Genomic DNA, 12,318 nt, shown 5'->3' on the forward strand with positions numbered 1-12,318 from the left:
AGGAGCGGCCCATGAGCACACAAACTGCGCTTTCCTTGGACAACAACGCCGTCGTCGAGCTTTCCCGCAGCAAGGGCGAGCCGGAATGGATGACGAATCTTCGCTCGGAAGGGCTTGCCTTGGCGGCAACCCTGGAGCTGCCCAAGCTGGAAAAAACGAGAATCGACCGTTGGAGCATCGATGCCTACGGTTCCTATACACAGCAAGCAGCGCTTGCTTCCTTGGACGAATTGCCGGAAGTGGCCAAAGGCTTGACCAATCCGGACAATCTGATCGTGCAACGCAACTCCGGCATCGTGTACCGTCATGTCGCCGACGAGTTGAAGCAGCAAGGGGTTATTTTCACCGATCTGGAGTCGGCACTGAAGGATCACGCCGAACTGGTCAAACCTTATTTCATGAAAGCGATCGAAGCCGGCGAGAACCAGCTGACCGCGCTGCACGCCGCATTGTGGAACGGGGGCATTTTCCTCTACGTGCCTAAAGATGTGGAAGTCAGCATTCCGCTGCAGGCGCTGTTCGTCACCGATGACGCAGCCGCCACGTTTGCCCCGCACGTACTGATCGTGGCCGAAGCGAACAGCTCGGTTAACTACGTTGACAACTTCGTCTCGGCGGTCAGCGGCCCGATCGTGCAAAATGGCCTTGTCGAAGTATTCGTCAAGCCGGGCGCGAAGGTGCGCTACGCTTCGATTCACACGTTGGGCGAGACGGTAACCGACCTGACCTACCGCAGAGCGATTGTCGATAATGACGGCGCCGTGCAGTGGATCGTCGGCGAGCTGAATCAGGGCAACTCGATGTCGGACACGACCTCGGTGCTCAAAGGCAACGGCTCCGACTCCGACGCGAAAGTGATTTGCGTAGGTACGGATGAGCAGAAGCTGAACATAACGACGCGCGCCGTTCATTTCGGCAAAGTGTCGACGAGCGACATGATCACGCGCGCTGTTATGCGCGACGGCGCTACAGCGATCATCAACGGCATCACCAAGATCGAGAAGGGCGCAACAGGCTGTAACGGCCAGCAAACGGAAAAGGTGCTCATGCTGAGCCCGAAAGCGCGCGGCGACGCCAACCCGATCCTGCTGATCGACGAAGACGACGTCAAAGCCGGTCATGCGGCCAGCGTAGGCCAAGTGAATCCGGAGCAGGTGTACTACCTGATGTCGCGCGGTATTTCCAAAGAAGAAGCGCAGCGCCTGATCATTTACGGCTTCCTTGCGCCAGTCGTTTCGGAAATTCCGATCAAAAGCATTGAAGAGCAGCTCCAAAGCATGGTAGAGAGGAAGCTGGGCCAATGAATACCGCGGAGATACGTGAACTTTTTCCCATCTTGAAGCAGGAAGTGAACGGTCACCCGCTTGTATATCTGGACAGCGCGGCCACGTCGCAAAAGCCTGCCGTCGTCATTGACGCGATCAAGCGTTATTACGAGTGGGACAATGCCAACGTACATCGCGGCGTGCATACACTGGGTTCACGAGCCACGGACGCTTACGAAGGAGCGCGCGAGAAAGTCGCGCGTTTCATCGGAGCCGCCAGTGAGCAGGAAATCGTCTTCACCCGCGGCACGACGACGGCGATCAACATCGTAGCCGGCAGCTATGCGCGTTCGGTGCTGCGCGAAGGCGACGAAATCGTCATTACGCCAATGGAGCATCACAGCAACCTGATTCCTTGGCAGCAAGCGGCCAAAGCAACCGGAGCTACCCTGAAATATATTCCGCTTCAGCCGGACGGTTCGATTTCGCTAGCTGATGTGGAAAGCACGGTGACCGAACGGACTAAAATCGTTTCGGTCGTTTACGTTTCCAACGTGCTCGGCGTGATTAACCCGGTGAAGGAAATCGCTGCCATCGCGCACAAGCATGGCGCCAAGCTGATGGTCGACGGCGCGCAAAGCACGCCGCATATGAAGGTGAACGTGCAGGAGCTGGACTGCGATTTCTACGCCTTGTCCGGCCACAAAATGTGCGGCCCGACCGGCATCGGCGCGTTGTACGGCAAGAAGGAATTGCTTGAAAACATGGAGCCTGTCGAATTTGGCGGTGAAATGATCGACCATGTGGACTTGTACGAGTCGACATGGAAGGATCTTCCTTGGAGATTTGAAGGCGGCACCCCGATCATCGCGGGAGCGGTAGGCTTGGGAGCAGCCATCGATTTTCTGCAGGAAATCGGCATGGATAACGTATATCAGCACGATTTGCAGCTGACTCAATATGCGCTTGATCGTATGCTGGAGATCGAAGACCTGTCCGTGTATGGTCCGCTCAAGAACCGTGCGGGACTGGTGACCTTCAATCTCGGCGACGTGCATCCGCACGACGTAGCGACGGTGCTGGACGCCGAAGGCGTCGCCATCCGCGCCGGCCACCACTGCTGCCAGCCCTTGATGCGCTGGCTGAACGTGAGCGCTACGGCCCGGGCCAGCTTTTACCTATACAATACCGAAGCCGATATTGACCGACTGGTGGCAGCCTTACAAAAAACAAAGGAGTACTTCGGTCATGCAATTGGATGATTTGTACCGCCGCGTTATTATGGATCATTATAAAAATCCGCGCAACCGCGGCAAGTTCGATGCCTCGGAAGCGGTGACGATCGACCTGAACAACCCGACCTGCGGCGACAAAATCTCGCTGCAAATGAAGGTGGAGAACGGCACGGTCCAAGACGCCAAATTTGTCGGCGAAGGCTGCTCGATCAGCATGTCGTCTGCATCGATGATGACCGATGCGGTCAAGGGCAAAACGCTGGACGAAGCGCTGCAAATGGCCGAGAAATTCTCCGGCTTGATGAAGGGCGAAAGCGTCGAGTTTGAATACGAGGATATCGAAGCGCTGTCGGGCGTCAACAAATTCCCGGCGCGCATCAAATGTGCCACACTGGCCTGGAACGCGCTGCGCAAGGGCATTGAACATACAAAGATCAACGGGTAAGACCAATCTATTATTTTAGGAGGCATGTACAATGGCGAAGCAAATGCCCGAACTCGAAGACTACAAGTACGGCTTTAGAGACGAGCACAAAGCGGTTTTCCAAACCGGCAAAGGCCTGACTCGCGAAATCGTCGCCGAGATTTCCAAGATGAAGGGCGAACCGGACTGGATGCTGCAATTCCGTCTGAAATCGCTGGAGCAATTTTTTGCAATGCCGATGCCGCGTTGGGGCGGCAACCTTGACGACCTGGACTTCAACGACATCCAGTATTACGTCAAGCCGTCCGAAAAGCAAGGCAAAACGTGGGAAGAAGTGCCGACAGAAATCAAGGAAACGTTTGACAAGCTGGGCATTCCGGAAGCCGAGCAAAAGTTCCTCGCCGGCGTATCCGCGCAATACGAATCCGAAGTCGTATACCACAGCATGCAAAAAGAGCTTGAAGATCAAGGCGTGATCTTTACCGATACGGATACGGCGCTGCGTGAATATCCGGAGCTGTTCAGAGAATATTTCGGCACCGTCATTCCGCCAAGCGACAACAAGTTCGCTGCGCTGAACAGCGCCGTATGGTCCGGCGGTTCATTCATCTACGTACCTAAGGGTGTGAAGTGCGAAATCCCGCTGCAGGCGTATTTCCGCATCAACTCCGAGAACATGGGCCAATTCGAGCGCACGCTGATCATCACCGACGAAGACAGCTTCGTTCACTACGTAGAAGGCTGCACAGCACCAATCTACAGCACGAACTCGCTGCATAGCGCCGTCGTTGAAATCGTCTGCAAGAAAAACTCGCGTGCCCGCTACACCACGATCCAAAACTGGGCGCCTAACATTTACAACCTCGTTACGAAAAGGGCCGTTGCCGAAGAAAACGCCACAATGGAGTGGGTCGACGGCAACATCGGCTCCAAGCTGACGATGAAATATCCGGCTGTCGTGCTCAAAGGCCGCGGCGCCAAAGGTATGGTGCTGTCGATTGCCGTTGCCGGCAAAGGCCAGCATCAGGATGCCGGTGCGAAAATGACCCATCTGGCGCCGGATACGACCTCGACCATCGTGTCCAAGTCGATCTCCAAGCATGGCGGCAAAGTAACCTACCGCGGTCTTGCTTCCTTCGGACGCAACTCCCAAGGCTCCAAAGCGAACATCAAATGCGACACGCTTATTCTTGACAACGAGTCGACGTCCGACACGATTCCGTACAACGAAATCATGAACGACAACATCACGCTGGAGCACGAAGCCACGGTATCCAAAGTATCCGAGGATCAGTTGTTCTACCTGATGAGCCGCGGTCTGAGCGAAGCGGAAGCGACGCAAATGATCGTTATGGGCTTCATCGAGCCGTTCACGAAAGAGCTGCCGATGGAATACGCCGTTGAGATGAACCGTCTTATCAAGTTTGAAATGGAAGGCAGTATCGGGTAATCCTGATAAGCTGGCTTTACAAATACGCGTCCCCGGGCGCGTATTTTTTTTGCTTTTTATCGAAAACGATCATTTGCAGCTGCGCGGATTCATTGTGCTTGCATAACATTACATGTCATGTTTTCTATCTTTTTTACGTGAAAAGCATATTTCTTCAATCGAAATGTGCGTTTTCATGTCACATAAAAGAGGGATTTGTCGATCTATGTCCGAATACCTAAGCATAATACAGCTCTGTATAGGACTGGAGGAAGTAAATCTTATGGGTACATGGTTGCGGTGGTTATTCGTTCCCGGGTTGGCTGTCATGAATCTCTTGAAGTATCGCGGTAAATTTTTGCTGATCAGCTTGCTGTTTCTGAGCGTTATTGGCTACATGACGTATACGCTGCTGACGGATTTGCGAACAAGCGTTGATTTTGCCAAGCAAGAGCAGCAGGGAATCCGTTACATTGATGCGATGATTCCTGTAATGATGGATATCCAGCAGCACCGCGGCTTGGCCAATGCGGCTCTGAACGGCGATGAAGCAAGTCGTAAAGCGATGCTGGATATCGAGGCTAAAAGCGTTGCGGATGTGGAGCAGGTGAACCGGCTGGATGCGGATCTCGGCGGACTGCTGCAAACCTCGGAGAACTGGCAAGCGTTCAAAGCGCATTGGGATGAGCTGAAGCAGAAAACGCCGACCTTGAAGCCGGCAGACAGCTTTCAAAGTCATTCGGCGGTTGTAGCGGAAGCTCTGCAGCTGATTTCGCAGGTTGGAGACGGCTCGAATTTGACGCTGGACCCGTATCTCGATTCTTTTTATGCAATGGATATGTCGGTAAAACGCTTGCCGCAGCTGATGGAGACAATCGGCCAGGCTCGCGGGCAAGGCAATGGCATTGCCGCGCGTAAAGCGATTACGACAAATGAAAAAGTGCTGATTTCCGTCCTGCAATATGAAATTCAAACGAATTCGGCCGAGCTGACCAAAGCGGTCGACAAAGCGACGGCTTACAATCCGACGCTGGCCGGCAAGCTGAAAGAGGTTGCCGACACCGCGGTGAAAGCGACAGACGCTTTTGCCGGAACGATAGATCATAGCTTACTGAATGCTGCGGCTATTTCCATCAAGCCAACCGATTATTTTGCCCAAGGCACCCAGGCAATTGAGGCTGATTACGCCTTGTATAAGACGGCTTCGGGCATTTTGGCGGATTTGCTGCAAGCTCGCATAAGCAAGCTGAACGAGCAAATTCTTTCGTATGAATGGACGATTGCGCTGGTGCTCCTAGTCGCTGCGTATATGTTTGCCGGCTTTTACATGTCTGTTCGTTATACGGTCAACGAGCTGCGCCGAGCGTCGACCCGATTGGCTGAAGGAGATTTGCGCTCGCGAGTCAGCCTGCGGACGAAGGATGAGCTTCGCCAAGTGGGAGAAGCGTTTAATCTGATGGCTGAGCGAATGGGCCGCTTGATCGGCGAGAGCCGTCAGCTTATTGAACGCGTAGGCGCGTCGTCTTCGGAGTTAAGTGTTATCGCCGAGCAGACCGCCGACTCCACGGGTTCGATTTCCCAAACTACGCATGGTATCGCCACTGGCGCTGAATCGCAGGCGCGCAGCGCCGAGGAAATGGTCAACGCGATGCAGGAGATGGCTGTCGGCATTCAGCGGATTGCCGAGAACGCCAGTCAAGTGGCCGAGGTGACGCAGGAAGCGACGCGGCAGGCTCATGAGGGCAGCGAAGCGGTACAAAGCGCGACGCAGCAAATGAGCACGATTCAACATTCGGTGCTGGATCTGTCGCATACCCTGGAGCAGTTGGGCGATAAATCGCAGGAAATCGGCAACATCATCAACGCGATTACGAGCATTTCCCAGCAGACCAATCTGCTTGCGCTGAACGCGTCGATTGAAGCGGCGCGAGCCGGGGAGCAGGGACGCGGCTTTGCCGTCGTAGCCGGTGAAATCCGTAAGCTGTCTGAACAGACGCGCACTTCGACGGAAATGATCGCTCAGATGATTGCCCAGGTGCAGCAATCGACGGCTCAAGCTCGCGGCAATATGCATAAAAGCGTGGACGAGGTCGGACGGGGCTCGCAAGTGATCGCGAATCTGGTTGAGGTTTTTGGCGCGATTCGCAGCACCGTCATTGTCGTGGCGGATCAGATCCAGGAGGTGTCCGCGGCGTCAGAGGAAATCTCTGCGGGTACCGAGCAAATTGCTGCTTCCGTGGATGAAATGCTGCAAATTTCCCGCAAAACGACGAACGATACAGCGAGCCTGTCCGAAGTCATGGACGAGCAAACCGCGCTGACGCAGCAAATTGCTTCTTCGGCGGAGACGCTGAATGAAATCGCTCGCAAGCTGATGGACGAGAACGGAAAGTTCAGCCTGTAAAGCCTATCGTCTACGTCTCTGGACGGAGGTCCGACCGCACCTGCAGACCGTAGCTCTGCCATCGCCGATTATGGTAAGGTAGCTGGCAGCCGGAGCAGTAGCGATTCGCAAGCTGGCGTTGGGCGCTGTGGCGATTTGGCGCGGTCGCGCTGGGCGTCGTTGGCATCGGCGAGACCGCCTACGGGCTTGTAGCAATCGGTAACCACGGTCTCGGGTTGATTCCGATTACAGCGGATTTTGTTCGTTGGTTCTCGGGGCTATGGAAGTAGAGGGCAGCTCATGCGCATAGAAAAAGCCGCGATTCGCGGCTTTTTTTATTTGAACAACGTGGGATCGATCAAGACGGGAACGAGAAAGCTGGCCAGCCAGTAAGCGAGCACCAGCAGCGACAGCAGCGCAGTCGTCAAACCGCCCGAGCGCCGGTAGCGCGAACGGCTGATCAGGCCAAGCACGAAGGCAGTGAGCGTACAGGGCAGGCCCAGCGGCACGGTCAGCAGCAGCAAATTCAGACCAAGGCCGATCAGACCGAATACGAGCGCAAGATTAGGCAGCGGACTTTTGGGCGCGACCGGGGCGAAAGGCGGACCGCCAAAGCGCTGGGTTTCCAGCGCGGCATAGGAGAAATAAGCCGTATTCGTCGTGTCCTCCAGGCTGGGCTGCGGTGAAACGTCCGGATGATGGTGTTCAGTAGGCATCGGTCACGCTCCTTGCGGCGATTCGATTCCGGCCGCGCATCCGGCCGGTTACTTATTAGTTTACCATACAATCCCGCTCCGTTCGAATCGTTCCGGGCCTGACCGGACGCATATTTGCCCCTTGCTTGTCTCACCCTATAAAGGTCATATACTCGCGATTAAAGGAGAAGAGACCTTTATGTTCAACTTGCGGAAACAGGTGTCATGGATCAGTCTGGCGGCGCTAGTCGCTATAACGGGATGCGGCAGCGATCAGGCGGCTCCGGGCGGAACGGTTACGCCGAATGCGGCGGGAGCAGGGGGCCGCGGGACGGTTAACAGCCTGGTCTCCGAGGGCGGCGGCATGCAGATGCTGGCGACGAACGATGCGGTGGTTCCGATTCAAAGCATCCATTCAGTCAGTTATGTCTCAGCGCAAAAGCTGGCCGAGGTGCTGAAATTCCGTACCCGCTGGGAGCAAGCGGAAGGGAGGCTGCAAATCGGCGACAACGATGCCAGCTATGAGCTGCTGGCCAATTCGGCCAAAGCGGTAAAGGACGGCAATGAGCTGCAGGTCAGCGAACCGTTTTTGCTGCAGCAGGACAAGGTATATATTCCCGTTTCGGCTCTTGGCGATTTGTTTCAGGAGGAAATGACGTTTGACATTCGCGGCAGCGAGCTGCGCATCCATCCCGCGGCTGTTATACCGACTGCTGACAATGAAGATTCACCGGATGCAGGAGCAAGCAATGCCGGACTGGAATTCGGCGAAGATCCGACTGACCCGTTCAAAGCGGGCGATACGAGCAATGCCGCTGCCTGGTCGGGCGAAGAAGCGCAGCTGGCGCTGGCGGCGTGGGCCGCACAGGCGGGAGACGACGCCGTTCCCGTGCTGAAAAATATCGACATCAACGCGATGATTCAAAAAGGCAAGCAATATCTCGGCGTCAAATATTTGTTTGGCGCAGCGCCGTATCCGCAAAGCGGACGCTTCGACTGCTCGACGTTCACGCAATACGTGTACGGCAAATACGGAGTCAAGCTGCCACGACTGGCTCGCCAGCAAGCAACGACTGGCACGCTGGTCAGCCGCAAAAATTTGCGCCGCGGCGATTTGATGTTTTTCTACGTCCCCGGGCGCTTCAAAACAAACCGGACCGTTGGCCATGTCGGCATTTATATCGGCAACATGCAAATGCTGCACGCTTCACCCGAGCCGAAAAACGGCGTACAAATTTCCAGCATCAACAAAGCCTACTGGAAGGAAACGTTCCTGCGAGCCAAACGCGTAGCGTATTGATGGCCGCGACGAGCGCTCCGCTTGCAGATATGCCGCGCCTGCCCTCCGAAATGGAGGGCGGGTGTTTTTTTGCGTCAAAATTGAAACAAAACGGCCGTCTGTGCGTTTTACTATCATATGCGATGAATTATTTGAGGGAGATGGCTGAGATGAAAATTGTGTTGATGGAAAAACAAAGCGACGGGCAACTGGTGCAGATTCAGGAGCGGCCGTGGGATGCCAGCTTTATTCAGGCGCTGGATGCTGCCAATTATGTATTGCTAGGCGGCAAGGAATATGAAATGATAGAAGGACGATTGAATTTGGATACCGAGTGCTTTGAGCTGCTGCTGCTCGACGTCGAGCTGGCCGGAGAGGGCGAGGAAGGCAGCGGCGACTGAAGCCGCGGTAGGGTGCAGCAAGAGAAGGAGGGAATCAGGCTTTGAAACAACCGATGAAAGTATTATCGACGTCTCTGGGCGTCATGCTGATGGGTCATATGCTGCTCGCGCCTGCAGCCGGCGCTGCGGATGCAACCGATGCCGGGCCCCAACTTGTGGAATGGTCGAATGAAGATGTCAAGGTGTACTTCGATCCGGTCGTGGACTGGAGCTTGCCGGATATCAGCGCAATGGCCTCGCCTGCGCCTACGACCACGCCGCAGCCGGGAACCGGAACAGCGGCCAATACCGGAAGCGATACTGTGGTGATCAACAATCATTACGGCGGCTATGGCGGAAGCTTCGGCTGGGACGATTTGCTGCTGTATCATTTAATTGCGAATTCCGTAACGCCGTATTCTTCGACACGCTGGGTCTCCGATCACCGCACTTATTATTATAAAACGAATCAGACCTACGTGCCGAAAACGTACAATAATACGACGTTCGCCAACCGCTCCACGACCAAAACGCCAACAACGTCCAGCGGTACAGGCGCGTTTACGACGAAAAAATCAAAAACATCAAGCGCTTCGAAAGCAACGACGAGCAGCGCTTCGAAAGCAACGACGAGCAGCGCTTCAAAAACAACGACAGGCAGCGCGTCAAATTCGTCCAAAGCAGCGAGCTCGGGCAGCGGCAGTAGCAGTACGTCCGGCAGCTCGAAGACATCCTCGTCCTCCAGCAGCGTGTCCAGCTCGAAAACAACGACGAGCAGCTCCAAGTCGTCTTCGGCCAAGTCCGGCAGCATCGGCGGCAAATCGAGCGGCTTTAGCTCCAGCTCGGGCAGCTGATGGGCGGCGTATTTGAGACGATGGGCCTTGCTTCGGCCGCGGAGCGTCCCGCTCGCGTGCGGCAGCTCGCCGAGCTTGGATTCACGTGGGCCGATCTGGAGCAGGAGACGTATTGGCTCGACGAGCTTGTCGTGCTTCAGCGCAGCGTGTACAACGAATTGAAGCAGGCGGCGGCGTTGCTGTGGCAGGTTTTTGACAAGGCCGCGCGCTTCGTCATCGGCCGGCATGATTTGTACCAGGCGTTATCGATTCCCCAAGTGCTGTGGGACGGTCTGGACCGGCTTGAGCCGAATCCGCCCGGGCTGCTCAGCCGTTATGCGCGTTTTGACTTTTCCGTGTCTTCGGAAGGGGCCATCAAGCTGCTGGAGCTGAATGCCGACACGCCGACCGGCTATGTGGAAGCGTCGATTGCTACGCCTTGGCTGTGCGCCCAGTATGGAGTCGACTGTCCTAACGAAGCAATGCCGGAGCTCGTGCGCGCGGCTTGGGACGCGGAAGCGCCGGATTACGCGGCATGCATCGCTTACGGCGAGCATTTGGAGGATACAGGAACGATCGACGCGCTGGTTGCTCATAGCGGCCGGGCGGCTCGCTGCATCGATTGCCTGGATTTGTCGATTGACGAAGGCGTGGTCAAGGATGGCGAGCAGCGGGAGATTCGCCGGATGTTTGCGCTTTATCCCAAGGAATGGATGGGCGTCGACGACGGGGGCGAAGCGCTGGCGTATGCGCTGGAGGAAGGCTTCCTCCAGCTGTTTAATCCGCTCCACGCCGTTATCCTGCAATCGAAAGGCCTGCAAGCGATCATTTGGGGGTTGCACGAGCTGGAATCGGAGCTGTTCACTCCTGCCGAGCATGTTGCTATTGCCGCTTATATGCTGCCGACCTATACCCAGCCGGTGTTGGATGGCGCTTACGTATCCAAGTCGATGTTCGGCCGCGAAGGCGGCTCGGTGCAGCTGTTCGATGCAGACGGTCAACTGGAGACGGTCGATCGGGACGGCTTTGATACGAGCGTGTTTTTCAAGCGAATTTACCAGCGGCGGGCCGATTTGCCCGAGCTGCATTTGTCTGCGGGCAAGCTTCATTTGTTGACGGGTATGTTCGTCATTAATGGCCAGCCTTGCGGATTGCTGGGGCGAGCGGGCGGGAAAATTACCGGCAACACCAGCCATTTTGTAGCTATAGGAGTGAAGTCATCGTGAAAAATCGAGTTTTGCTGATTTTCGGTTTTTTTATACTGTTGATTGTATTGATTGCGATAATCGCATCGGCCGTAAAATCCACAGTGTCGTCGCTCAGCACGAAGCAGACTACAGCCAGCGATCAAGGCGGTGAATCCAGCACCGTTCCGTGGGATTACCAGCTCAAGGAAGCGAAGGTAGGCGATCTGATCGGCGAAGATATGGTGCTGCTGCCGGATAACGAGCGGATTTCCAATGATCAGAATTTTGCCACAGGTGATCCGGTCTGGGTGGTCAACTACATGAGCGCAACGATGCAGACGAATGAGCAGGGGCAAAACGATGTGACGTTATCGGCCTGGAAGCCGATCAAAACGTACAAAACGAAGGACGAAGCCGAGAAGGACTTGGCCGAGCTGAAAAAAGAGATCAAAACCGACGTGAAGCTGGTCGGTGAATACAAAACGGACTATGAGGGCAAATCGCGATATTTTGCGGTGATCGAAATGCCGACGGGGCAAACGGTCAAGCAGCCGATACCGGAAACCCGCTATGCGGCTTTCAAAAACAAGGATCAGGTATCGGTCGTGCTGGAGGAAGTACACGATTATGCCGATTATGATATTTCGATGGCTAAATTCCGGGGGTGGGTGCAGTGATGGATGCTTTAAATATTCTTGTCAGCTTGCTGGCGATGGTGGTGCTGCAGGGACTGGGCTTGTTCGTGTTTACTCTGATGACGCCGTTTCGCGATATGGAAGAAATCAATAAGGGCAATTTGGCTGTGGGGATTACGCTCGGAGGAAAGTTTCTATCGACGGCGATTGTGCTGGCGATTGCAGCTTACACGAATTCGTCGATTTGGCATATGAGCCTGTGGTTTGCAGTCGAGTACGTATGCTTGATCGCGACGTATTGGGTGTTTGACTGGGTGACGCCTGGCGTCAAGCTGTCCGATCAGCTGAAACAAGGAAATGTGGCTGTCGGCACGCTGCTTGCTTGCGTGTACGTCGGCATTGCGCTGGCAGTAGGAAGCCTGATCGTCTAAGACGATCAGGCTTTTTTGTTTGAAGACCGATATGAGAATAAGAAAGAGGCCGAAGCTTAGGCAAGCGACCGCGCTGCGAAACCGGGTTCCGTCAAGCTGCGATCTTGGGCGAGCTGCGTTGGATGCGCCGTCACGGACGATT

12 protein-coding genes are annotated in these 12,318 nt (G+C 55.2%); 11 read left to right on the forward strand and 1 reads right to left on the reverse strand.

Annotation, left to right across the window (positions count from 1 at the left end; all coding sequences use genetic code 11):
• Positions 1–11 precede the first annotated feature (11 nt).
• From sufD to B5M42_RS08235, 5 genes are all read left to right on the forward strand, one after another.
• Positions 12–1,304 (forward strand): Fe-S cluster assembly protein SufD, encoded by a 1,293-nt coding sequence (gene sufD / locus B5M42_RS08215; protein WP_134755226.1) that lies wholly within the window; start codon positions 12–14, stop codon positions 1,302–1,304.
• Entirely contained in the window at positions 1,301–2,527 is a 1,227-nt protein-coding gene (locus B5M42_RS08220) for a cysteine desulfurase (protein WP_134755228.1), read from the forward strand. Before sufD ends, B5M42_RS08220 begins: the two co-directional genes overlap by 4 nt.
• The gene (sufU, locus tag B5M42_RS08225; protein ID WP_134755230.1) at positions 2,514–2,945 is read left to right on the forward strand and encodes a Fe-S cluster assembly sulfur transfer protein SufU; all 432 of its coding nucleotides are present in this window, start codon (positions 2,514–2,516) and stop codon (positions 2,943–2,945) included. Before B5M42_RS08220 ends, sufU begins: the two co-directional genes overlap by 14 nt.
• Positions 2,946–2,976: 31 nt before the next feature.
• The gene (sufB, locus tag B5M42_RS08230) at positions 2,977–4,374 is read left to right on the forward strand and encodes a Fe-S cluster assembly protein SufB (RefSeq protein ID WP_134755232.1); all 1,398 of its coding nucleotides are present in this window, start codon (positions 2,977–2,979) and stop codon (positions 4,372–4,374) included.
• A gap of 262 nt (positions 4,375–4,636) precedes the next feature.
• Complete coding sequence (locus tag B5M42_RS08235) at positions 4,637–6,757, forward strand: methyl-accepting chemotaxis protein (RefSeq protein WP_167690127.1); 2,121 nt, start codon at positions 4,637–4,639, stop codon at positions 6,755–6,757.
• Between the two features lie 314 nt (positions 6,758–7,071).
• Here B5M42_RS08235 and B5M42_RS08240 read toward each other — a convergent pair whose 3' ends face one another.
• Positions 7,072–7,452: a hypothetical protein gene (locus B5M42_RS08240; RefSeq protein WP_134755236.1), complete on the reverse strand. Its 381-nt coding sequence runs from the start codon at positions 7,450–7,452 to the stop codon at positions 7,072–7,074.
• Positions 7,453–7,630: 178 nt separating this feature from the next.
• Between B5M42_RS08240 and B5M42_RS08245 the strand changes: the two genes are divergently transcribed.
• The 6 genes from B5M42_RS08245 to B5M42_RS08270 all read left to right on the forward strand — a co-directional run bounded on the left by B5M42_RS08245 (position 7,631) and on the right by B5M42_RS08270 (position 12,176).
• Positions 7,631–8,731, forward strand: coding sequence for a C40 family peptidase (locus B5M42_RS08245; protein WP_134755237.1), 1,101 nt, complete (start codon positions 7,631–7,633; stop codon positions 8,729–8,731).
• 149 nt (positions 8,732–8,880) lie between these two features.
• Positions 8,881–9,111, forward strand: coding sequence for a hypothetical protein (locus tag B5M42_RS08250; protein ID WP_230632806.1), 231 nt, complete (start codon positions 8,881–8,883; stop codon positions 9,109–9,111).
• Between the two features lie 41 nt (positions 9,112–9,152).
• Positions 9,153–9,944 (forward strand): hypothetical protein, encoded by a 792-nt coding sequence (locus tag B5M42_RS08255; RefSeq protein WP_134755241.1) that lies wholly within the window; start codon positions 9,153–9,155, stop codon positions 9,942–9,944.
• Positions 9,944–11,149, forward strand: coding sequence for a glutathionylspermidine synthase family protein (locus tag B5M42_RS08260; protein WP_134755242.1), 1,206 nt, complete (start codon positions 9,944–9,946; stop codon positions 11,147–11,149). Before B5M42_RS08255 ends, B5M42_RS08260 begins: the two co-directional genes overlap by 1 nt.
• The gene (locus tag B5M42_RS08265) at positions 11,146–11,787 is read left to right on the forward strand and encodes a hypothetical protein (RefSeq protein WP_230632807.1); all 642 of its coding nucleotides are present in this window, start codon (positions 11,146–11,148) and stop codon (positions 11,785–11,787) included. Before B5M42_RS08260 ends, B5M42_RS08265 begins: the two co-directional genes overlap by 4 nt.
• Positions 11,787–12,176, forward strand: a complete 390-nt coding sequence (locus B5M42_RS08270) for a DUF350 domain-containing protein (RefSeq protein ID WP_134755244.1) — start codon at positions 11,787–11,789, stop codon at positions 12,174–12,176. The genes B5M42_RS08265 and B5M42_RS08270 overlap by 1 nt, the downstream gene beginning before the upstream one ends.
• Positions 12,177–12,318: the final 142 nt, after the last annotated feature.

Source organism: Paenibacillus athensensis, from assembly GCF_004514475.2.
Lineage (GTDB): Bacteria > Bacillota > Bacilli > Paenibacillales > NBRC-103111 > Paenibacillus_AL > Paenibacillus_AL athensensis.